Source organism: Amycolatopsis sp. CA-211722 (assembly GCF_056828465.1).
Genome location: NZ_CP184752.1, coordinates 6,957,041 through 6,978,248 on the forward strand (window position 1 = coordinate 6,957,041; position 21,208 = coordinate 6,978,248).

The window sequence follows — 21,208 nt, forward strand, 5'->3', positions numbered from 1 at the left end:
CGAGGTCCTGAACCGGCCAGTCACACACGAAGCCCTACGGTAAACGCACGACCCGCAGGAAGGCCGGCAACAGCCACGGTCGCGGACCGCCGACGACGATCTTGCGCGTCAACGCCGCACGCACCTTGCCGACCCGGTGGAACAGCATCAGGTTCAGCGTCGGCGGGTCGAACGAGACCCGCACGTCGACCGGCCCGCCAGGCTCCTCGACCGTCACCCGTCCCCGATGCAGCGCCAGCACGACCGGGGACGTGTACGCCGACCGGAACGCCACGGCGATCCGCCGATCCCGCGGCGGTTCGTCGGTGTCGAGAAGATGTCCGACGTCGTGGCTCAACACGCCCACCAGGAACAGGTCGAAGAACAACGCGGCGTCGGCCGGGGCGATCCTCCACGGCAGCTTCAGCGCCTCGGCGATGTCCCAGCCGTGGATCTGCAGTTCGTCGACGAGATGCGCGAGGACGCCGGCCAGCGGAACCTTCGAGCCCCCGAGCCAGTCCAGCGGAGCGTCCGGGTCCGCGTCTTCGGTCACCCGCAGTACTTCCTCGATGTCCGCAAGCAGTCCGGCGACGAGCACCTGGATGTCGCGTTCGGGAAAATCACGCAACACCAAGGTGTTCAGCACGGAAACGGTGTCCACAGTGGTCTCCTCGACCTGGCTCTGCGCGCGGGCGTCCAAGAACGACGCGCTGTCCGGCCGCACCAGTGAGGTGTACATCTTCGCGATCATCGCGACGTGGGCGACCGTTTCCGCCACCGTCCACTCCGCGGTGACCATCGCCTCCGGATCCGGAACGCGGGCGACCAGTTCCGCGAATCGCGCGCCCGTCACCCGATAGGCTCGCCGCACCGAACGCCATCGATCCGCCGTGATCGCTCTGGTCACTCGCCGATTTTATCGTGCTGCCACTGGAAATCCGTTCCGCTCACGTGCGGAACGGCCCTGCCCGGAGGCGCAGTGACCGTACTCACTACGGAAATTCACGTGACACACCCCGACCGGCACAGGCAGACTGAACGAAAGACTCAGCCTCGCCTTCGCCGTCACCGAAGGCGGCCGAACGCGGACCCGCGCCCTTCCAGGAGCCCTTCACTGATGACCGAGACCCTGCCCGAAACCGCCCACGACCAGCAAAGGGCACCGGCGAAAGCCGGCCTCCTGATCGGGGTCCTGGTCCTTTCCGCGTTCGTGATGATCCTCAACGAGACCATCCTGAGCGTCGCGCTGCGCGACCTGACCGTCGACCTCAAGGTCCCGACCACCACCGTCCAGTGGTTGACCAGCGGCTTCCTGCTCACCATGGCGGTCGTCATCCCGACCACCGGGTTCCTGCTCGAACGGTTCACCCCGCGCCAGGTGTTCCTCGCCTCACTCACCCTGTTCAGCACCGGCACGCTGGTCAGCGCGCTCGCCCCGGGTTTCGCACTCCTGCTGACCGGCCGCGTCATCCAGGCCTGCGGGACGGCGGTGATGCTTCCGCTGCTGATGACCACGGTGATGCGGCTGGTCCCGGTCGAGAAACGCGGCGCCACGATGGGCACGATCACGATCGTCATCGCGGTCGCCCCGGCGATCGGCCCGACCATCGGCGGCGCCGTGCTCTCGTCGCTCGGCTGGCGCTGGATGTTCTGGATCGTGCTGCCGCTCTCGCTCGCCGCCCTGGTGGTCGGCATGCTGCAGCTCCGGCTGGACAGCGACACCCGCAAGGTGCCGCTCGACGTGCTGTCGGTGGTCCTGTCCGCGATCGGTTTCGGCGGCGTGCTGTACGGCCTTTCGGTGTCCGGCGAATCCGCGGGCGGGCATCAGCCCGTGCCGCCGTGGGCGCCGATCGCCGTCGGTGCCGTGGCGCTCGTGGTGTTCACCTGGCGCCAGTTGCGCCTCCAGAAGGAAGACCGCGCACTGCTGGACCTGCGTCCGTTCACCCACCGCAGTTTCGTCGTCTCCCTGGTGCTGACGGCCCTGCTGTTCATGTGCCTGCTCGGCGCAGCGGCGATCCTGCTCCCGTTGTACCTGCAGACCGTCCTGCACACCACCACGTTCGTCAGCGGGCTCGCGGTGCTTCCCGGCGGCCTGGTCCTCGGCCTGCTCGGCCGTCCGGTCGGCGCGCTGTACGACCGCTTCGGCCCGCGCCCCTTGGTCATCCCCGGCGCGGGCGCGATGGCGATCTCGCTGTGGCTGTTCGCCCTGCTCGGCGCGGACTCACCGCTGATCGCGGTCATCGCCATCCATGTCCTGCTGATGGCCGGGCTCGGCCTCATGATGACGCCGCTGATGACCGAATCCCTCGGCTCGCTGCCCGAGCACCTCTATTCACACGGCAGCGCGATCCTCGCCACCCTTCAGCAGCTCGCCGGCGCGCTCGGCACCGCCTTGTTCATCGCGGTGGCCACGGCGAGCACGGCCACGGCCGGGGCGGTCAGTCCCGACGCGGGCGGTATCCGCACCACTTTCATGGTCGCCGGATGTGTCGGTCTCGCCGCGTTCGCCGGATCGCTCTTCGTCAAGAAGAGCGCCGGCACCGGTGCGGTGGCCGCGCATCACTGACGTTCGCCGCGCGCCCGTCGTCTCCTCCACCGGAGGGTCGGCGGGCGCGCGCCGTCCGATCACCTTCCGGCCGTAGGCGATGGCCGGCTGTTCGACCCAGCGGCGCAGCGCGCAGGCGAACACCAACGCGACGCCGGTGGTCGCGGCGGCCTTGGCGAGGCCGCTGGGCAGCAGCCAGCCCGTGACCCCGGCCGCGCCGGTCTGGGCGAGATAGAGCGCGTACGAACGATCTCCGACGAAGGTCAGCGGCATACACGAGAGCAGCGAGCGGACCGGGCCTGGCGACACGACGGCCACGAGCAGCAGCGCCGAGCCCGCCGTGTAGACCGGTACCACGGACTGCCAGTGCCCGCCGAGCGCCTTCGCCAGCGGTCCGACGGAGAACTGCAGCACGACGAACCCGCAGCCGATCGCCGCGGCGACGGCCGGGCTGGTCAGCGGCCGGACGAGGGCGAACCCTCGTGGATGGTGCAGCGTCATCGCCAGCAGGCAGCCGACGACCAGCGAGCAGTAGTGCACCGAAAGGCTCGCCCAGGTGTGCGAGGGCGCCAGCGGCAGCGCGATCAGCACGACACCCAGGACGACCGATGCACCCAGCAACAGGCGCAGCGCGGTCTTCCCCCGTCGCGCGAACGAAGTCAGCACCAGCAGCGCGGGCCAGACCAGGTAGAACTTCTCCTCCACTCCCAGTGACCACGACGTCGGATAGGGCGTGTTGAAGTCGACGAGTTCGTTGCCGAAGACGAGGTAATACGGCATGGCATCGGCGAGCCTGCTGCTCTGGTACGTCCCGCCGAGCAGGACCGCGACCGTGGTCAGGGCCAGGAGCAGGAAGTACACCGGCATGATCCGGAAGACCCGGCGCAGGTAGAACCCGCGCAGCGAGATCCGGCCGTCACGGTCTTCCTCGCGCAGGGCCAGCGTCGTGATGAGGAAGCCGGACAGCACGAAGAACAGTTGCACGGCGATCCAGCCTTGGAGGCGGTCGACGACCGGGCCTCCGTAGTGGAAGAACACGACGGCCACTGCGGCGAGCGCGCGGACGCCGGTGAGGCCGGGGAACCACGACGAGACCAGATAGCCGTCGTGGTCGAGGGGCCGCCACCAGGAGCGGAGTGCGGGAACGAACATGCCCCGAAGGTTCGTGCGCGGACGCTGAACCAGAGCTTAAGGAAGCTGAAGATGTCTTCAGCTTCGCGGCTTCGCCAACGGCAGGCGGACGACGAGCCGGGCACCACCGTCGTGGTCGGCGACTTCGACGGTGCCGCCGTGCGTTTGGGCGATCTCGGCGACGATCGCCAGCCCCAGACCCGCCCCGCCGTCGTCCCGCGCGCGTCCGTCGTCAAGACGCACGAAGCGATCGAACACCCGCTCACGGTCCACGGCGGGAATACCCGGCCCGTCGTCGGTGACCGCGACCACGGCGAGTTCGTCCACAGTGGACACCCGGACCTCGACGCCGGTGCGGGTATGGCGTTGCGCGTTGTCGACCAGGTTGCGCAGCAACCGCTCCAGCCTGCCACGGTCGCCGAGGACCACTGGATCGTCGTCCATCTCGGCCCGGACCCCCGGCCGCCCGGAGAGACAGGATTCGACCACTTCGGACAGCCGCACCGCCGTGGTCCGTTCCGGCTCCGCGTTGTCCAGCTTGCCGAGCAGGACGAGGTCCCCGACGAGATCCTGCAGCCGGGTGCCGTCGAGGAGCGCGTTGCGGCACGCGTCGCGCCAGGCCAGCCGGTCCGGATGCGCGAGCAGCACCTCGAGCTGGGTCCGCAAGGAGGCCAGCGGAGTGCGCAGTTCGTGCGACGCGTCCGAGGTGAAGCGGCTTTGCCGGGTGACCGCGGTGTCCAGGCGCGCGAGCATCGTGTTCATCGTTTCGGCGAGCTTCGCGATCTCGTCGGCGCTGTCCGGGGCCGGGACCCGGCGGGAGAGGTCGTGCGCGCCGATCTCCGCGACCTCCGAGCGGATCGCCTCCACCGGCCGCAACGAACGGCGTACGGCGAGCCACGCGACCGCCCCGATCAGCAGCGCGATCACCGGGACCCCCGCGAGCAGCGTCACGCGCACCGCGTCGAGCGCCGCCTGCCCGGACTCGTCGACCACGGCCGCGCCGTAGATCCGGTACTTGCTGTCGCCGCTCGTCTCGGCCGCGACGTGCACGCGTGTCTCGGTGGTCTCGACCTCACGCCCGAGCACTCCCCGGCAGCCGACCGAGCCCGCCATCGACTCGTCGACCGCGCCCGCCTCGAGAACCGACACGGAATCACCGCGCTGATAGTCGTCCGCCTGGACCAGCAGCCCGTGCCGCAGGCCAGGGCACCCGATGACGCGCCGGCCGGACTGGTCGACCACCTCATAGGCCGAATCCCGGACGAGCAGGAGCAGATCGGCCGGTGCGGCGCCGGTGTTCAGCAGCTGCACGATCGCCGCCGCGCGCGCCCTCGCCACCTGCGCGGCCCCCGCCCCCAGCCGGTTCTCGGCGTCGAGCACGAGCCAGGCCGAAACGACGCCGAGGGCGAGGAGCGACGTCACGAACGAAGTCAGCGCGACCCGGAAGCGGGTCGTCCGCAGGAACTCACGCACCGGAGCGCACCACGTGATAGCCGGCACCGCGTACCGTGCGGATCGTCTCGACCCCGAACGGCAGATCGATCTTGCGCCGCAGCGCGCTCACGTGGACCTCGACGAGGTTCGCGGTCGCCGACGCGGCGAAATCCCAGAGGTTCTCCAGCAGTTCGGCCTTGGTGACCACCTCGCCCTGCCGTTGCATCAGATACGCCAGCAGCGCGAACTCCTTGGTGGTCAACGGGATCTCGGCCGTACCGCGACGGCAGAGGTGGCTCGCCTGGTCGAGTTCGAGGTCACCGATCCGCAGCGTTCCCGGCCGGGTCGCTCCCCCGCGCCGGATCAGCGCGCGGAGGCGGGAGAGCAGGACGCCGTAGGAGAACGGCTTCGGGAGGAAGTCGTCGGCGCCGGTGTCCAGCGCCTCGATCTCGTCGTCCTCGCCATCCTTCGCGGTCAGCATGAGGATCGGGGTGGTGTCGCCCCGTTCGCGCAGCCGCCGGCAGACGCGGTAGCCGTTGAGCCCCGGCAGCATGATGTCGAGGATCATCGCGGAATACGGATGCTCGGCGGCGTACCAAAGCGCGTCGCGGCCGTTGTACGCGACGTCCACGGCGTAGCCCTCGGCACTCAGCCCCGCGCGCAGTGATTCGGCCAGCCGTCGCTCGTCCTCCACGAGCAAGATCCTCATCCGCTCACGATCCCATACGGCTTCGGTCTCGTGAGTGGTAAGGACGGTTCCAACGACCCGTAAGGCAAATATGGCGTGCTCGGGCGCTTGCTGGACGCGGGCTTCGGTGTCGCGAAGGCCACTATCGCGACGCGTCCGAACCTTCCAGCGCCCACAAGGACCGCACCACCTGTGGCGAAGGGGACTTTCCTCGCGTGCGATGAGGGGAAAGCTCCCTTCACCTCGCCGAGCACCCCCGGAGCGACGGACTCGCCACCCGACAGGACACCTTTGCCCTACGGCTCAACAGAACCGTCCGTACCACTCACGAGGCGTCCTTGCGCCGCGCCGGTGATGTTGCGGACCATGCCACCGAAGACGACACCGTGGAACGGCGCGATCCCCTTCCAGTACGCGTGCCCGGCCAGCCCGTGCGGCTCGAACACCGCCCGCTGCCGGTAAACGGTCCGACCGTCCTCATCGGACTCGACGCCGAGTTCGAGCCAGGCGCGGCCGGGCAGTTTCATCTCGGCCCGCAACCGCAGCAGCCGCGGCCGGTCGAGGTATTCGACGCGCCACCAGTCCAGCGCCTCGCCGAGGTGCAGCCGCCGCGGATCCCGCCGCCCGCGCCGCAACCCGACGCCCCCGACGAGCCGGTCGGCCCAGCCGCGGACCGACCAGGCCAGCGGGAACGAGTACCACCCGTGCTCCCCGCCGATCGATTCGATGACGTCCCACAGCGCCTCCGGCGAGGCGTCCGTCCGCTGCGCCCGTTCGTCCTCGTAGACCGTCCCGCCCGCCCATTCCGGATCGCTCGGCAACGGGTCCGAGGGCGCCGCGGCACTCGACGCGTCCGACCAGCGGGTCGGCACGTCGGCGTTGCGGATCCGGGTGAGCGCCAGCTCGACGGCGTGCTCGTAGTGCGTCAGGCCGGCCTCGGGGTCGGGGATGTGCTCGGCGATCGAATGGTCGTGACAGACCACCTCGTGCACCAGCGATTCGATCAACGGTACGGCGATCGACTTCGGCACGGGTGTGACCAGGTTGACCCACTGCGCGGACAGCCACGGGGTGAGCACCGGCACCGGTACGACGGCACGCCTCGGCAGACCGGCGACGACGGCGTACCGGCGCATCATGTCCAAATAGGTCAGCACGTCCGGCCCGCCGATGTCGAAGGCGCCGTTCACCTCGGCCGGGAGATCGGCCGCGTGCACGAGATAGTGCAGCACGTCGCGGATCGCGATCGGCTGGATGCGGTTGCGCACCCAGCGCGGGGTCACCATCGCCGGGAGCCGCTCGGTCAGGTAACGCAGCATCTCGAAGCTCGCCGAACCCGAACCGATGATCACCGCGGCCTGCAGGACGACGGCGGGCACTCCGGAATCCAGCAGGACCCGGCCCACTTCGGCACGGGACGCCAGATGCGGCGACAACTCCTCGTCATCGGGCACGATGCCGCCCAGATACACCAGCCGCCGCGCGCCCGCCGCCTTCGCCGCCTCGGCGACGGTCCGCGCCCCTTCCCGGTCGACGTCGACGAAGTCCTTGCGCGACAACGAATGCACCAGGTAGTAGACGACCTCGCAGTCGGTCAGCGCTGATTCGATGGAGGCCGGATCGGTGACGTCGCCGCGTTCGACCTCGACACGGTCACGCCACGGCTCCTCGGCGACCTTCTCCGGCGAGCGCGCCACCACGCGCACCTCGTGCCCCGCGTCCAGCAGTTGCGGTACCAGCCGTCCGCCGACATAACCCGTCGCTCCCAGCACCACACATCGCATGCCCCCGAGTCTTCACGGTGCCAGGCGCCCCCGCACGTCGACGGTCGCGGCGATACTGCTCCGGAGGAACCGGGCGACCGTCCGCCGCTCGTCTTCTCCCATGTCCCGCCACGCTTCGGCGTAACGCCGACCGAGAGGCTGGAAGAATTCGGAGCCGATCTCCCGCGCCTTCTCGTGCATCCGCAGTTCGACCTTGCGCCGATCCGTCGCGCTCCGGTCCCGGTAGAGGTGCCCGGCCCGCTCCAGCCGGTCCAGCACCGCCGTCGTCGCCGACGCGCTCAGGTGCAGGGCGTTCGCGAGCCTGCTCGGGCTCATCGGGTCCCCCATCCGGGCGGCGTCCATGATCACCGCGAGCGCGTTGAGGTCGGTCCGGTGCAGGCCGTGCGCCTCGCCGAACATCTCCGCGAACCGGTCGGACTCGACCGTCAGCTGCCGCAGCAGGAGCACGAGCAAGTCGTCCGTGACGGGCTCGGTGTCCTCAGCCATGCCCGAAACCTCCCCTCACGCTGCCCCGTCCGGATGAACACTCTACTATTTCGATGGTCGAACTATTCACTCGTCGAAGTAGCACTGCCACGGGAGCCATCCGTCCATGATCTCGGAAGTCGAACGCCCCGCCCGCACGCGGTCACGTCTGCGGTGGCTGCTCCCCGCCCTGGTCGCGGTCGCGTGGCTGATCTTCGGCGGGTTCAGCGGCCCGTACGCGGGCAAGCTGAGCCAGGTCACGGAGAACGACAGCAGCAGTTTCCTGCCGGCGTCCGCCGAGGCGACCGAGGTCGGCGAACTCCAGAAGCAGTTCTCCAGCGCCGCCGTCATCCCGGCGATCGTCGTCGCCGAGCGGCCCTCCGGCTTGACCGAGGCCGACAAGCGGTTCCTCAGCGACCGGACGTCGAACGCGCGGCTCGTCCCGGCGCCGCGGAGCGACGCGGGCGCGCAGGTCGTCGTGCTCCTGGACGCGACGGGTGACCCCGGCGACGGCGTGGAGGCGCTGCGAGAAGCCCTCGCCCGCGACACCCCCGACGGGCTGAAGGTGCTCGTGACCGGGCCCGCCGCCCAGGTCGCCGACCTGAAGGAGGCGTTCGGCGGGATCGACGGGCTGCTGCTCCTGGTCGCGGGCGCGGTGGTCGCGATCATCCTGGTCGTCGTCTACCGGAGCCCGTTGCTGCCCTTCCTCGTCCTGCTGTCGGCCGTCTTCGCGCTGGGAACGGCGAGTCTCGCGGTGTACCTGCTCGCGGATCACGACGTGCTGGCGCTGAACGGCCAGAGCCAGGGCATCCTGTTCATCCTCGTCTTCGGCGCAGCCACCGACTACGCGCTCCTGATGGTCTCGCGGTATCGCGAAGAACTCCGGACGACCGAAGACGCACGCCTCGCGCTCCGCACGGCCTGGCGCTCGACCATCGAACCGATCGCGGCGTCGGCCGGGACCGTGATCCTCGGCGTGCTGTGCCTGCTGTTCAGCGATCTGAACTCCAACAAGGGACTCGGCCCGGTCGCCGCCATCGGCATCGGCGCCGCCTTCCTCACGACCATCACGTTCCTTCCCGCCGTCCTGGCCTTGTGCGGGCGCAACGCTTTCTGGCCCTTCCGGCCGACGGTGACCCGGCCGCGCGAAGAGACCGGCGGGATCTGGGCACGCGTATCGGGCTGGGTCGCCCGCGCTCCGCGCACGATCTGGATCGTCACCACGGTCGTGCTGCTCGCGGGCGGCGCGTTCCTCCCCCAGCTCAAGGCCTCCGGCACCGCGCAGTCCGACGTCTTCCTCACGCCGGTCGACTCCGTCGCGGGGCAGGAAGTCCTCTCACGCTACTTCCCCGGCGGCTCCGGCTCGCCCACCGTGATCATCACCCCCGCAGGTCAGGCCCCCGCGGTCACCGCGCTGGCCCGCGTCCCCGGCGTTTCGGACGTTCGCCAAAGCGGCGAAGCGGGCGGGCTCGCGAAGATCGACGCGGTCCTCGCGGACCCCCCGGATTCCGACGCGGCCGTCGCGACGGTCCAGCGGATCCGGGAAGCCGTGCACCCCGTCGACGGCACCAAGGTCGGCGGTCCCACCGCCACCCTGCTCGACACGAGGGAGACCTCCGAGCACGACCGGTTGCTGATCATCCCGATCGTCCTGGTCGTGATCTTCCTCGTGCTCGCCCTCCTGCTGCGATCGCTGCTCGCGCCGCTGCTGCTGATCGGCACGGTGGTGCTGTCGTTCGCGGCGACGATGGGTGTCTCGGCGCTGGTGTTCAACCACGTCTTCGACTTCCCCGGCGCCGACCCGGTCGTCCCCCTGTTCGGCTTCGTCTTCCTTGTCGCGCTGGGGATCGACTACAACATCTTCCTGATGACCCGGGTCCGCGAAGAGGCGGGCGGAATCGGCACGCGGGACGGGACACTGCGCGGCCTCCGCGTCACCGGCGGCGTGATCACGTCCGCGGGAGTCGTGCTCGCCGCGACCTTCGCCGCACTGGCCGTCCTGCCGATTCTCTTCCTGGCACAGCTGGCTTTCATCGTCGCGTTCGGCGTCCTGCTCGATACGCTCCTGGTGCGCTCGCTGCTGGTACCGGCGCTGGCGGTGGACGTCGGACGGAAGATCTGGTGGCCGTCGAAGCTGGCCAAGACCGGCCGGGAATGAACTCACCGAGGTGCGGGCCGGTCCCGCATCGCCGGGAATCCGGTCAACCTGCCGTGGCTTCGGTGGGCGCGGAAGGAACTCGATCGCGTACCCCTCGACCTTTCCCGGACGTGGCCGCCGGACGCGGGCGGACCTCCTCTCGGCTCTGTCCTCCCCCGCGACCACGACCGATCTGGCCCGGGCTCTCGGCGTCACACCGAGCGCCGTTTCCCAGCACCTCAAGGTCCTGCGCGACAGCGGCCTGGTCGCGCGGGAACGCACCGGTCGCAGCGTTCTCTATCTCACGACACCGCTCGGTGAGCGCCTGCTCTGACGGTCAGAGGTCGATCAGCTCGACGGTCACCTCCGCCACATCACCCTCCTCGATCCCCTCGGCTTTGCGGACCGCCTTCTTCACCGGCAGCACGTACGCACCTCGTTTGGCGTCCGGGAAGATCGACGTCTTCCATTCGCTGCCACCGATGCCGGCCTGGACCCGGACCGCGCCGAACCCTCTGCGCGGGCCGTCGGTGATCTCGCGGATCTCCTCGGAGATGTCCTGGGGCAGGCTGACGAAGGTCCAGGTCTCGCCGCGGCGGGCGTCCCAGACCCAGAGCTCGGCATCGAACACGACGATCATCGATGGAGCCTCGCACAAGGGTCCGACAGTTTCCGCGAACGGCAGCGAACCTAGTTTCGCGAAGGATGCCGCAGCGACCGGGTCGTCGTCGCGCCGAGCACACGTGAAGCCATCCACGCCAGTGCGTCGGCCGTGCGCGCCGGAGTGTCCGAAGGCTGCATGATGTGGCTCAGCACGGTCCGGACCACGACGTCGATCGCCACGTCCAGCTGTGCGGCGTCCAGCGATGGACCGTAGGCCCGGACACGACCGCGCAACATGACCGTCGCCTCACTCAGCAGACTCCCGGCCCGCGACGTCAGCAACGGCAGCAGTTCGGTGTCGGCGCCGTGCGTGGCCGAGACGATGGCGCGCAGCAGGAGGTTGTCGTCGGCGAGTTCGAGGACGCCGCGGACCGCGTCGTGGATCGCCTCGACGAGATCCTCGGGGTGCCGTTCGAACGCTTCCCGGACCACCGAGAGGAAGCGGGCGAGTTCGTGCGAGATCATCGCTTCGGCCAGCCTGCTCTTCGAGCCGAGTTCGTTGTAGACGGTCTGGCGGCTGACGCCGACGATCTCCGCGAGTCTGCTCATCGTCACCGAGGACCAGCCGGAACGCACGGTCAGCTCGATCGCCGCCGCGACGATCGGTTGACGGTACGGGCCTCCCGCGACCGGAGCCTCACTCATGATCGTCATTCTAGGCGGCCGTTCCCGCGGCGAACGCCAGCGCCTCGGGCCACGGAGCCCGGCCCGCGATCTGGCGGTACTTCATGATCTCGCGCGGCCGGTCGATCGTCAGCGCCCCGACGACCCGGTCCCCGCGCCGGTACAGCGCGGTGAAACCGCCTGCCTCCGGGACGGCGGCCACCACCTCGTCCGCCCGCGGGGTGCCGACGAACTGGATCCGGTGGTCGTACCAGTCCGACCAGAAGTACGGCACCGGCGCCAGCGGGCGGGCCGACTCCGGAGCGAGCGCGTGGCGAGCGGCCGCGGCACCCTGCTCGGCGGCGTTCGTCCAGTGCTCCAGCCGCATCAGTTCGCCGTCGAACAACGGATTCGAGGCGTGCGCGACGTCCCCCGCGGCGTACACACCGGGGATCCCGGTCCACAGCGTCGCGTCGCACACCACGCCACCGTCGCGCTCGTGCAGCGGGACCCCGCTTCCGGCCAGCCAGCCGGTGGCCGGGACGACGCCGATGCCGGCGACCACCAGGTCGGCGGGCAGCACCTCGCCGGTCGAGAGCCGCACGCCGGTCACCGCGCCGTCGTCGGACTCCAGGCCGGTGACCGTGGTGGACAACCGCAGTTCCGTACCCGCCTCCCGGTGCAGCGAGGCGCACACCGCGCCGGCTTCGGCGCCGACGGACCGGACGAGCGGGACGTCGAGCGTCTCGACGATCGTCGACGGCAGCCCACGCTTCCGAGCCGCGGCCGCGACCTCCGAGCCGATGAAGCCCGCGCCGATCACGACCGTGCGCGCCCCGGCGTCGAGCGCCGCACGGACCGCAAGCGCGTCCTCCGCGTTCCTCAAGGTGTGGACTCCGGCGATCCCCTCGCTGCCGGGCAGCCGCCGCGCAGTGGCGCCGGTCGCGATCACCAGTGCCTCGTAAGGAACCGTCGTTCCCGCCACCGAAACCTCGCGGGCGGCCGTGTCGAGCCCGTCCGCGGGCGCGCCGAGCATCAGTTCGACCCCGAACTCGTCGCGCAACGCGTCCTCGCCGTGGAACGGCTCGACCTCGCCGGGTCCTTCCGCGTCGAGGAACGCCTTCGACAGCGGCAGCCGGTCGTAGGGCGGGTGGTCCTCCGCGCCGATCAGCACGATCCGCCCTCGGTATCCGTCCCGGCGCGCGGCCTCCACCGCGCGCAACCCGGCCAGCGACGCGCCCACGACGACCAGTGCCATGGTCAGTCCCGCAGTTTCAGGGCGAGGACCGGGCAGGCGTCGACGGCGGCCGACAGGTCCTGACGGTGTTCCTCGCCGGGCTGTTCGTCGAGCACCACGACCGTGCCGTCGTCGCCCACCTCGAAGAAGTCGGGCGCCATCGCCTCGCACATGCCCAGCCCGTCGCATTTCGCGCGGTCCGCCTCGATCTTCATCATGCTCCGACCCTTCCCGGTGCCACGAAATCGACCTTCTCCCGCACGCCGCAGTCCGGACAGCACCACGAGTCCGGGATCGCCGACCACGGGGTCCCGGCGGGGAACCCCTCCCGCGGGTCACCGAGTTTCTCGTCGTACACGTAGCCGCAGCCGGGGCACATCCCGCCTTCGGTCGCGTCGCCGTGCGTGTCGGCGGCGTGCCGCGACGGCGCGGTGACGCGCGTTCCGTACCGCGCCAGCACCTTGGCCCGCTTCGACGGCTGGATGTTGGCGCGGGAGATGTCACCGTCGAAATGCGCGAGCACCCGCGGATCCATCACGCGCCGCCACACCGGTGGGAACAGCGCCAGCACGATCATCCCGGCGTAGCCCGTCGGGAGCACCGGCGATTCCGCGAAATCGCGCAGTGTCTGGTAGCGGCGGGTCGGGTTGGCGTGGTGATCGCTGTGCCGCTGCAGGTGGTAGAGCAGCACGTTGGTGGCGATGTTGTTGGAGTTCCAGCTGTGGCTGGGGTCCACGCGTTCGTACCGCCGGCGGTTCGGCGGGCCGACCATCCGCCGACGCATGCCGTAGTGCTCCATGTAGTTCACGACCTCCAGCAGCGAGAAACCGATCACGGCCTGGATCACCAGATACGGCAGGATCCCCGGCCCCAGCCACACGGTCATCGCCGCCCACAGCACCGCCGACATCAGCCAGGCGTTGAGCACGTCGTTGCCGATGCGGAACGGATGCCGGTCGCGCCGGGCGTACCGCTTGCGCTCCAGGCCCCACGCGGATTTCAGCGAGCCGAACACCGTGCGCGGCCAGAACCGGTAGAAGCTCTCCCCCACGCGGCTGCTGGCCGGATCCTCCGGGGTCGCCACCCGGACGTGGTGGCCACGGTTGTGCTCGATGTAGAAGTGGCCGTAGAAGCTCTGCGCCAGCGCGATCTTCGACAGCCAGCGCTCGTGGCTTTCCTTCTTGTGCCCGAGTTCGTGCGCGGTGTTGATGCCGATACCGCCGATGCAGCCGATCGAGATCGCCAGTCCGATCTTGTCCGCCACGGAAAGGTCGCCCCGGGCGATCAGCCAGAACGCGACGATGAAGCCCGCGTACTGGATGGGCAGGAAGGCGAAGGTGATCCACCGGTAGTAGCGATCCCGCTCCAGCCGTTCGATCACGTCGTCGGGCGGATTGCTGCGGTCCAGCCCGGCCACCAGGTCGATCAGCGGCACGATCACCAGGATCACGATCGGCCCGATCCAGAACCACACCCCCCAGCCGGTGGCCGCGTGCAGGCCGATGGCCAGGAACGCGAGCGAAGGCACCACCAGGCCGATCAGCCACAGATATCGCTTGCCGTCGGTCCAGCGTTCGGTCGAGCCCGCCGGGATCGTGCCCGTCATCTCGCTCATCGCACCCTCCTCCGTTGGCTGGGTTTACAAAACCATAGGTGATGTACAGCCCGTTTGACAAGTGGCCATCTTTTGTAAACTCAGCGTTGCTTCATTTCGTGAGAATCTGGCGATATCTTGTATTTGTAAGGAAACTTACTTAACTTGTGACGACACGCCGCGACCCACTTCGCCCGCCCCGAAGGAGCGCGAATGCCCCGATCATCACGCCGGATCCGCCCCGCCGCCGTGGCCACCGTCGCCGCGGCCCTGCTGGTCCTGCCCGCCGCCACCGCCACCGCGTCCACGACGGCGAACAGCCCCTGGCCGGGCGCGCCGGCCGTCGCGGACGCTGACGGTTCGAACGTCCTCGGCGGCAATATGAGCGGCCTGTCCTTCGGCGGTCCCGACGTCCTCTGGGCGGTCAAGAACGGCCCCGGCACGCTGTATCGCCTCGTGCGCGACGGCGCCAGGTGGCGGCCGGACACCGCCAACGGCTGGTCGTCGGGCAAGCAGCTGCGCTACCGCGGCGGCAAGGGCGACCCCGACGCCGAAGCCGTCGTGGCCACCCCGGACGGCGTGGTGGCGGCCACCGAACGCGACGGCGACAACAGCAAGACGAGCGCCCTCAAAGTGCTCCGGTACGACGTCTCCGGCACGGCCAAGACCCTCAGTGCCAAGGCCGAATGGAACCTGACGGCGGACCTGCCGAAGGTTTCGGCCAACGACGGCCTCGAAGCCGTCTCGTGGATCCCGGACAGCGCCCTCACCGCCAAGGGGTTCGTGGATCAGCGCACGAAGGCGCCGTACAACCCGGGCGACTATCCCGGCCACGGCACCGGCCTCTACCTCGTGGGACTCGAAAGCAACGGGATGGTCTACGCCTACGCGCTCGATCAGGCGGGCGGGAAGTACACCCGGGTCGCGAGTTTCGCCAGTGGCCTCGCCTCGATCATGGAGCTGGAGTACGAGGCTTCGACCGGGAAGCTGTGGGCGGTCTGCGACGACAACTGCGGCGGCGACTCGACGACGCTGGCCGTCGACGCGCAGGGCAAGTTCGCCGTCACGGCCACGTACGACCGGCCGAGCGGGATGCCGGACTACAACAACGAAGGCTTCGCGATCTCGGCCACGTGCGCCTCCGGGGGCAAGCAGGTCGTCTGGGCCGACGACGGCAACGAGGGCGGCCACGCGCTCAGGGCCGGCACCCTGTCCTGCGGCTGAGCGGGGCGCGGCATGAAATTCGCCTTTCTCGCGATTCTTCCGGCCTTGACCATTCCGCTGATCCTGCCGTCCGCGGCACTGGCGGACGACGGCTGGGCATCCATCGGCACCGGTATGACGTCCGGCGCCAGCGGTGTCGCCGTTCTCGGCCGGGACGACGGCCGGATCGACGCGCTTGTCCTGCGGGACAACAAGAAGCCTGGCGAGAATCGCGCGGTCCGGGTCCGCATCGACCACGGCGAGGTGTCCAAGGTGGACTCCATCGACTGGCCGGGCGAGCTCCCGGTCGATCTCGAAGCGGCCGAACCCGTGCCGGGGAAGAGCGGCGAATTCATCGCGCTGGCGAGTGACGGCAAAGGCTTCCACTTCACGTTGAAGGACCGGCGCCTGAAAGTCCTCGGCACTTTCCAGGTACCGAAGGGCGACCCGGAGGACAATTACGAGGGTTTCGCACTGAAAAAGGTGAACGATCGAGTGTTCGCGCTCTGGGCGGACCGCGGCCAGGACGCCCGCCCGGCCACGCTCCACTCGGCGGAGTTCTCGGTCTCGAAGCTGTCCTTCAAGAAGCCGAAGTCGATCCCGTTCCGCGTCCCGTACCCCACCACCGACGTCCGGCACACCTCGGACGTCGAGATCACCGCGGACGACCGCGTCCTGGTCTCGGCCGCCTCCGATCCCGGCGACGAAGGGCCCTTCGATTCGGCCGTGTACGAGGCAGGCGTCCTCCGTTCCGACGGTTCGATCGCCCTCTCCCCCGTTCCGGTGCGGATCGGCGACTTCCCCGGCCACAAGATCGAGGCCATGACCTGCCTTTCGCGCTCGTGCGGCAGCTTGCTTTACGGCACCGACGACGAGGCGGCGGGCGGTAGGCTCCGGATCGCGACCAGGACCGACCCGGAGGACCAGTGATCAGCGAAGACCTGCGCGAGCGCCGCCACAAGATCATCGAAGAGCACATGGACACCGAGGTGGCCCACGAGTTCGACCGCACTCTGGGCACCTTCAACGGTCATCCGCACTACGAGATCATGGCGACCGGGCAGATCTTCGACGGCGACGAAGAGGTCATGGCGTACTACCGCATGACCCGGACGGCGTTCCCCGATCAGCGGCACGACAACGTCCGGTACCACTTCGCCGACGAGTCGGTCATCGTCGAGTTCGACCTGCTCGGTACCAACCTCGGCGAGTTCTACGGCCGCCCGCCGACCGGCAAGGCGTTCCGGGTGCCGATCATCGCGGTGTTCTTCTTCGACGAGGACCGGATCACCAACGAGCGCATCTACTTCGACGCCGCCAGCCTGATCACCCAGGCCGGGCACGCCGAACTGCTGACCCTGCTGGCGTCCGGCGACGTCTAGAAAAGAGTCCGGGCCCGCCGCGGAAGCGACGGGCCCGGACGTTCGGATCAGCCTCAGACCAGGTCGTACCGGTCGAGGTTCATGACCTTGTCCCACGCGGAGACGAAGTCACGGACGAACTTCTCCTTGGCGTCGTCGCTGGCGTAGACCTCGGCCACCGCGCGAAGCTCGGAGTTCGACCCGAACACGAGGTCGGCGCGGGTACCGGTCCACTTGGCCTCGCCGGTCGCGGAGTCGCGGCCCTCGAAGGTCTCCGCGTCTTCCGACGTGGCGGTCCACTGGACCCCCATGTCGAGCAGGTTCACGAAGAAGTCGTTGGTCAGCGACCCCGGCTTCTCGGTGAAGACGCCGTGCTTGGACTGCTGGGCGTTGGCGCCGAGCACACGCAGACCGCCGACGAGGACGGTCATCTCGGGCGCGCTCAGGTTCAGCAGGTTCGCGCGGTCGAGCAGCAGGTACTCCGTCGGGAGACGGTGCCCCTTGCCGCGGTAGTTGCGGAACCCGTCGACGGTCGGCTCCAGCGGGGCGAACGACTCGGCGTCGGTCTGCTCCTCCGTCGCGTCGGTGCGGCCCGGGGTGAACGGCACGGTGACCTCGAAGCCGCCCTCCTTCGCGGCCTGCTCGACGCCGGCGACGCCGCCCAGCACGATCAGGTCGGCGAGCGAGACCTTCTTGCCGCCGGTCTGGGCGCTGTTGAACGTCTCCTGGACACCCTCGAGCGTACGCAGCACCTGGGACAGCGTCTGCGGGTCGTTGACCTCCCAGTCGCGCTGGGGCTCGAGGCGGATGCGGGCGCCGTTCGCGCCACCACGCTTGTCGCTGCCGCGGAAGGTCGAGGCCGACGCCCAAGCGGTGGAGACCAGCTGCGAGACCGAAAGGCCCGAAGCGAGCAGCTTCTCCTTGAGGGAGGCGATGTCCGCGTCGTCGATCAGCTCGTGGTCGACGACGGGCACCGGGTCCTGCCAGATCAGCGTCTCCTGCGGCACCAGCGGGCCGAGGTAGCGCTGGATCGGGCCCATGTCACGGTGGGTCAGCTTGAACCAGGCGCGGGCGAAGGCGTCCGCGAACTGGTCCGGGTTCTCGTAGAACCGGCGCGAGATCTGCTCGTAGACCGGGTCGAAACGCAGCGCCAGGTCGGTGGTGAGCATGCCGGGCGCGCGGTTGAGCTTGCCGTCCTCGGGGTCCGGCACGGTGTTCTTCGCCTTGCCGTCCTTCGGGACCCACTGGTGGGCGCCCGCCGGGCTCTTGGTCAGCTCCCACTCGTACTCGAAGAGGTTGTGGAAGAACCAGTTGCTCCACTGGGTCGGGGTCGGCGTCCAGGTGACCTCGAGACCGCTGGTGATCGCGTCGCGGCCCTTGCCGCTGCCGAAGGTGTTCTTCCAGCCGAGACCCTGCTCCTCGATCGAAGCGCCCTCGGGTTCGGGGCCGACGTACTTGTCCGGGTCGGCCGCGCCGTGCGTCTTGCCGAAGCTGTGGCCGCCGGCGATCAGCGCGACGGTCTCTTCGTCGTTCATCGCCATCCGGCCGAAGGTCTCGCGGATGTCGCGGGCGGCGGCCAGCGGGTCCGGGTTGCCGTTCGGGCCTTCCGGGTTCACGTAGATGAGACCCATCTGCACGGCGGCCAGCGGGTTCTCCAGCTCGCGGTCACCGGTGTAGCGCTCGTCGCCGAGCCAGGTGCGCTCGGGACCCCAGTACACGTCCTCGTCCGGCTCCCAGACGTCGGCGCGGCCACCGGCGAAGCCGAAGGTCTTGAAGCCCATGGTCTCCAGGGCGCGGTTGCCGGTGAAGATCATCAGGTCGGCCCACGAGATCTTGCGGCCGTACTTCTTCTTGACCGGCCAGAGCAGGCGGCGGGCCTTGTCGAGGTTGCCGTTGTCCGGCCAGCTGTTGAGCGGGGCGAACCGCTGCATGCCCGCGCCGGCGCCGCCGCGGCCGTCCTCGATGCGGTAGGTGCCCGCGCTGTGCCACGCCATGCGGATCATGAAGCCGCCGTAGTGGCCGAAGTCCGCGGGCCACCAGTCCTGCGACGTCGTCAGGACGGCGTCGACGTCCTTCGCGAGCTCGGTGAGGTCGAGGGTCTTGAACTCGGCGGCATAGTCGAACCCGGCGTCCATCGGGTCGGACGCGGCCGAGTGCTTCCGGAGGATCTTCAGGTTGAGCTGGTTCGGCCACCAGTCGCGGTTGCCCGCTCCTTCGGTGGGGTGGTTACGGCGGCCCGACGAGACGGGGCAGCCGCCCGCGCTCTCTTCGTTCATTTCGCCGATGACGGCGTCCGGGCTGTCAGACACGGGAATCCTTCCGGGAATCAGAACTGCGGGGCTCAGGAACGGGGTTCGGTGGCGCAATCGGGACACAGGCCCCAGTAGATGACCTCGGCCTCTTCGATCACGAAGCCTTGGTCGTTCGACGCGGTCAAACAGGGCGCGGGACCGACGGCGCAGTCGACGTCGGCGATGGCACCACAGGTTCGGCACACGACGTGGTGGTGGTTGTCCCCGACCCGGGACTCGTACCGTGCCACGGACCCCGACGGCTGGATCCGCCGTACGAGACCCGCGGCGGTCAGTGCCCGCAGCACGTCGTAGATGGCCTGGTGAGAGACCTCGCCGAGTTCTGCGCGCACGGCACCGATGATCGAGTCGGTGTCGGCGTGCGGGTGGTCGCGTACCGCGGTCAGCACGGCCACCCTGGGACGCGTGACGCGCAGGGAGGCCCCGCGCAGCATCCGCTCGAAGTCCAGGGTCGTGGGCACGGCCGCAGTCTGGCCCATTTTCTGGAATGAATCAAGTTTCTTGCATCCCGGGCGTGTCTCGCCGAAGGCGCCTTTCCCCGCATCAGACGCGGCGAAGGGCGCTTTCCCCCCATCGCATGCGGGGAAAGCGCCCTTCGGCTCCGGTCACTCGTCGCGTGTCAGCAGTTCCCGGACCCGTTCCCGCAGCGCCTCCTGCGGGTACGCGTTCACCTGGGCGCCCGCCATCCGCACCGGGTCGCCGAAGAAGAAGTACTCGTACAGCGACTCCCGCCCGGCGAAGCTCGAGACCGACGCGTCGAACGCCAGCTTGAACAGCCGCGCGCGCTCCTTGGCCGGCAGAGTGGCCGACTGGAGGTACGTGTCGATGTCCGGACGGCCTTCGGCGTCGAAGTCCGCTTCACCCGGCAGGGCCATGAGCCCGGAGGCGGAGAACTTGCGGATGATCTCGGTCAGCCGTGGCGACACCTTCGTGGGGTACCAGTTCCGGGCGGCGTTGAGGACCTCCCACTTGGGCAGGAAGACGCCGTCCTCGCTCAGCTTCCCGTCGGCCTCGGCCGCGCGCAGCACGGCCTTCTCGATCTCGACGTAGGAGATCAGTTCCGACAGGTCCTGCTGGATGTGCTGGAAGCCGCCGATGCCGATCGCGGCGGCGATCTCGCCGGCGAGGCCGAGGTAGAACTCCGTCTTGGCCAGCGTGCGCGTGACGACCTGATGGGTCATGAGCGCGGCCGCGCCGGTCTCGGAGTACCAGGCATTGCACAGCTCCGGATGCCCCAGCAGGAAGACCCGCTCGTTCGGGACGAAGACGTCGTCGAACACCACGACCGCGTCCATTTCCTCGAACCGGGAAGCGAGCGGTTCGTCGAAGCGCGATCGGCCGTGGTGGAGTCCGGCGCGGCAGAAGTACTTGAGCCCGGGCGCGTCGTTCGGGACGGCGAAAGCGTAGGAGTACGGGGCGTCCTCGGGAGTGCCACGCAGGACCGTCGACGGGAACACCAGGAGTTCGTCCGCGATCGGCGCGATGGTGGCGAGCATCCGGGCGCCACGGACGACGATGCCGTCTTCCCGTTCCTCGACCACCTTCGCCGACAGGTTGCCGCCGCCCTGCTGACTGCCGGACACCGAACGGTTGACCTGCGGCGGGATCAGGGTGTGCGTCGCGAGGAGATCGTTCTCGCGCGCCAGCTCGTAGTACTTCGCGATGCGCTCGCCGTAGACGGGATCGGCCTGGGAGAAGAACTTCTTCGCGGTCGAAAGCGCGGTGAGCGACGAGTTCATGTAGTCGCCCGTACGGCCGAGGAAGCCGCCTGCGTATTCGGCCCACACGGAGAAGGCGGCCCGGCGGCGCTTGAGATCCTCCTCGGTGCGCGGCACCAGGAACGAGGTGCCCACCCGCTCCCCCGTGGTCGGTGATTCGTAGGTCAGGACGTCACGGTGCGCCGGGTCGTGCTGGAGGTCGAACAGCTTCGCGTAAGTCAGCGCGTTGTTCCGGAACGCCGGATGTTCGGCGACCTTCGAGGTCACCTTCTCGCCGTCGACGTACAACTCCGGCGTCATCGCGTTGAGCTTGTCGAGGTACTGCTGTCCGGTACGGGCTCCCATGTCGTGCTC

The 21,208-nt window shown here is 69.2% G+C and carries 19 protein-coding genes and 1 pseudogene; 6 read left to right on the plus strand and 14 right to left on the minus strand.

From position 1 onward, the window contains the following. Positions 1–34: 34 nt before the first annotated feature. On the minus strand, positions 35–886 hold the full coding sequence (locus ACOCEP_RS32810; protein WP_482333109.1) for a maleylpyruvate isomerase N-terminal domain-containing protein: 852 nt from the start codon (positions 884–886) through the stop codon (positions 35–37). Positions 887–1,096: 210 nt separating this feature from the next. Here ACOCEP_RS32810 and ACOCEP_RS32815 point away from each other — a divergent pair, with 210 nt between their 5' ends. Beyond that, the gene (locus tag ACOCEP_RS32815; RefSeq protein WP_482333111.1) at positions 1,097–2,545 is read left to right on the plus strand and encodes a DHA2 family efflux MFS transporter permease subunit; all 1,449 of its coding nucleotides are present in this window, start codon (positions 1,097–1,099) and stop codon (positions 2,543–2,545) included. Between the two features lie 165 nt (positions 2,546–2,710). Here ACOCEP_RS32815 and ACOCEP_RS32820 read toward each other — a convergent pair. The 5 genes and pseudogenes from ACOCEP_RS32820 to ACOCEP_RS32840 all read right to left on the minus strand — a co-directional run. Next, a pseudogene (locus ACOCEP_RS32820) lies at positions 2,711–3,676 on the minus strand (acyltransferase family protein); the annotation flags it as partial. 57 nt (positions 3,677–3,733) lie between these two features. Beyond that, entirely contained in the window at positions 3,734–5,128 is a 1,395-nt protein-coding gene (locus tag ACOCEP_RS32825) for a sensor histidine kinase (protein WP_482333112.1), read from the minus strand. Beyond that, a complete protein-coding gene (locus tag ACOCEP_RS32830) occupies positions 5,121–5,798 on the minus strand; it encodes a response regulator transcription factor (protein WP_482333113.1) in 678 nt (225 codons plus the stop codon). The genes ACOCEP_RS32825 and ACOCEP_RS32830 overlap by 8 nt, the downstream gene beginning before the upstream one ends. A 275-nt stretch (positions 5,799–6,073) precedes the next feature. Then, positions 6,074–7,561, minus strand: a complete 1,488-nt coding sequence (locus ACOCEP_RS32835) for an SDR family oxidoreductase (protein WP_482333114.1) — start codon at positions 7,559–7,561, stop codon at positions 6,074–6,076. A gap of 12 nt (positions 7,562–7,573) precedes the next feature. Continuing rightward, positions 7,574–8,047 carry a MarR family winged helix-turn-helix transcriptional regulator gene (locus tag ACOCEP_RS32840; RefSeq protein ID WP_482333116.1) on the minus strand — a complete coding sequence of 158 codons (474 nt, stop codon included), beginning with the start codon at positions 8,045–8,047 and terminating at the stop codon, positions 7,574–7,576. Positions 8,048–8,153: 106 nt separating this feature from the next. On the opposite strand from ACOCEP_RS32840, the gene ACOCEP_RS32845 reads away from it, so the two are divergent. Then, positions 8,154–10,184: an MMPL family transporter gene (locus tag ACOCEP_RS32845; RefSeq protein WP_482333117.1), complete on the plus strand. Its 2,031-nt coding sequence runs from the start codon at positions 8,154–8,156 to the stop codon at positions 10,182–10,184. A 10-nt stretch (positions 10,185–10,194) separates the two neighbouring features. After that, on the plus strand, positions 10,195–10,497 hold the full coding sequence (locus ACOCEP_RS32850) for an ArsR/SmtB family transcription factor (protein WP_482333119.1): 303 nt from the start codon (positions 10,195–10,197) through the stop codon (positions 10,495–10,497). 3 nt (positions 10,498–10,500) lie between these two features. On the opposite strand, the gene ACOCEP_RS32855 is transcribed toward ACOCEP_RS32850, so the two are convergent. Genes ACOCEP_RS32855 through ACOCEP_RS32875 form a run of 5 tightly spaced genes read right to left on the minus strand, consistent with a single transcriptional unit; the run spans position 10,501 to position 14,281 of the window. After that, complete coding sequence (locus ACOCEP_RS32855) at positions 10,501–10,803, minus strand: DUF1905 domain-containing protein (RefSeq protein ID WP_482333121.1); 303 nt, start codon at positions 10,801–10,803, stop codon at positions 10,501–10,503. Positions 10,804–10,853: 50 nt separating this feature from the next. Continuing rightward, entirely contained in the window at positions 10,854–11,480 is a 627-nt protein-coding gene (locus tag ACOCEP_RS32860; protein WP_482333123.1) for a TetR/AcrR family transcriptional regulator, read from the minus strand. A gap of 1 nt (position 11,481) precedes the next feature. Beyond that, positions 11,482–12,687: an NAD(P)/FAD-dependent oxidoreductase gene (locus tag ACOCEP_RS32865; RefSeq protein ID WP_482333125.1), complete on the minus strand. Its 1,206-nt coding sequence runs from the start codon at positions 12,685–12,687 to the stop codon at positions 11,482–11,484. Between the two features lie 2 nt (positions 12,688–12,689). Further along, on the minus strand, positions 12,690–12,884 hold the full coding sequence (locus tag ACOCEP_RS32870) for a ferredoxin (RefSeq protein WP_037338602.1): 195 nt from the start codon (positions 12,882–12,884) through the stop codon (positions 12,690–12,692). After that, the gene (locus ACOCEP_RS32875; RefSeq protein ID WP_482333126.1) at positions 12,881–14,281 is read right to left on the minus strand and encodes a fatty acid desaturase; all 1,401 of its coding nucleotides are present in this window, start codon (positions 14,279–14,281) and stop codon (positions 12,881–12,883) included. The genes ACOCEP_RS32870 and ACOCEP_RS32875 overlap by 4 nt, the downstream gene beginning before the upstream one ends. A 192-nt stretch (positions 14,282–14,473) precedes the next feature. Between ACOCEP_RS32875 and ACOCEP_RS32880 the strand changes: the two genes are divergently transcribed. The 3 genes from ACOCEP_RS32880 to ACOCEP_RS32890 are packed head-to-tail and all read left to right on the plus strand — an operon-like array spanning position 14,474 to position 16,845. After that, positions 14,474–15,484, plus strand: coding sequence for an SdiA-regulated/phytase-like domain-containing protein (locus tag ACOCEP_RS32880; RefSeq protein ID WP_482333127.1), 1,011 nt, complete (start codon positions 14,474–14,476; stop codon positions 15,482–15,484). Between the two features lie 12 nt (positions 15,485–15,496). Beyond that, positions 15,497–16,393 (plus strand): hypothetical protein, encoded by an 897-nt coding sequence (locus ACOCEP_RS32885; protein ID WP_482333129.1) that lies wholly within the window; start codon positions 15,497–15,499, stop codon positions 16,391–16,393. Continuing rightward, the gene (locus ACOCEP_RS32890) at positions 16,390–16,845 is read left to right on the plus strand and encodes an ester cyclase (RefSeq protein ID WP_073843530.1); all 456 of its coding nucleotides are present in this window, start codon (positions 16,390–16,392) and stop codon (positions 16,843–16,845) included. The genes ACOCEP_RS32885 and ACOCEP_RS32890 overlap by 4 nt, the downstream gene beginning before the upstream one ends. Positions 16,846–16,898: 53 nt before the next feature. Here ACOCEP_RS32890 and katG read toward each other — a convergent pair whose 3' ends face one another. From katG to hpaB, 3 genes are all read right to left on the minus strand, one after another. Continuing rightward, positions 16,899–19,133, minus strand: coding sequence for a catalase/peroxidase HPI (katG, locus tag ACOCEP_RS32895; RefSeq protein WP_482333131.1), 2,235 nt, complete (start codon positions 19,131–19,133; stop codon positions 16,899–16,901). 32 nt (positions 19,134–19,165) lie between these two features. Further along, positions 19,166–19,597, minus strand: coding sequence for a Fur family transcriptional regulator (locus ACOCEP_RS32900; RefSeq protein WP_482333132.1), 432 nt, complete (start codon positions 19,595–19,597; stop codon positions 19,166–19,168). A gap of 144 nt (positions 19,598–19,741) precedes the next feature. Continuing rightward, the gene (hpaB, locus tag ACOCEP_RS32905) at positions 19,742–21,199 is read right to left on the minus strand and encodes a 4-hydroxyphenylacetate 3-monooxygenase, oxygenase component (RefSeq protein ID WP_482333134.1); all 1,458 of its coding nucleotides are present in this window, start codon (positions 21,197–21,199) and stop codon (positions 19,742–19,744) included. Between the last annotated feature and the right edge of the window lie 9 nt (positions 21,200–21,208).

Excerpts from the sequence above, each read along its gene's own strand:
- ACOCEP_RS32875 (WP_482333126.1), bottom strand. The coding sequence starts at position 14,281 with ATGAGCGAGATGACGGGCACGATCCCGGCGGGCTCGACCGAACGCTGG.
- ACOCEP_RS32860 (WP_482333123.1), bottom strand. The coding sequence starts at position 11,480 with ATGACGATCATGAGTGAGGCTCCGGTCGCGGGAGGCCCGTACCGTCAA.
- ACOCEP_RS32835 (WP_482333114.1), bottom strand. The coding sequence starts at position 7,561 with ATGCGATGTGTGGTGCTGGGAGCGACGGGTTATGTCGGCGGACGGCTG.
- ACOCEP_RS32865 (WP_482333125.1), bottom strand. The coding sequence starts at position 12,687 with ATGGCACTGGTCGTCGTGGGCGCGTCGCTGGCCGGGTTGCGCGCGGTG.
- ACOCEP_RS32845 (WP_482333117.1), top strand. The coding sequence starts at position 8,154 with ATGATCTCGGAAGTCGAACGCCCCGCCCGCACGCGGTCACGTCTGCGG.
- ACOCEP_RS32855 (WP_482333121.1), bottom strand. The coding sequence starts at position 10,803 with ATGATCGTCGTGTTCGATGCCGAGCTCTGGGTCTGGGACGCCCGCCGC.
- ACOCEP_RS32830 (WP_482333113.1), bottom strand. The coding sequence starts at position 5,798 with ATGAGGATCTTGCTCGTGGAGGACGAGCGACGGCTGGCCGAATCACTG.
- hpaB (WP_482333134.1), bottom strand. The coding sequence starts at position 21,199 with ATGGGAGCCCGTACCGGACAGCAGTACCTCGACAAGCTCAACGCGATG.
- ACOCEP_RS32815 (WP_482333111.1), top strand. The coding sequence starts at position 1,097 with ATGACCGAGACCCTGCCCGAAACCGCCCACGACCAGCAAAGGGCACCG.
- ACOCEP_RS32840 (WP_482333116.1), bottom strand. The coding sequence starts at position 8,047 with ATGGCTGAGGACACCGAGCCCGTCACGGACGACTTGCTCGTGCTCCTG.
- ACOCEP_RS32885 (WP_482333129.1), top strand. The coding sequence starts at position 15,497 with ATGAAATTCGCCTTTCTCGCGATTCTTCCGGCCTTGACCATTCCGCTG.
- ACOCEP_RS32870 (WP_037338602.1), bottom strand. The coding sequence starts at position 12,884 with ATGATGAAGATCGAGGCGGACCGCGCGAAATGCGACGGGCTGGGCATG.
- ACOCEP_RS32880 (WP_482333127.1), top strand. The coding sequence starts at position 14,474 with ATGCCCCGATCATCACGCCGGATCCGCCCCGCCGCCGTGGCCACCGTC.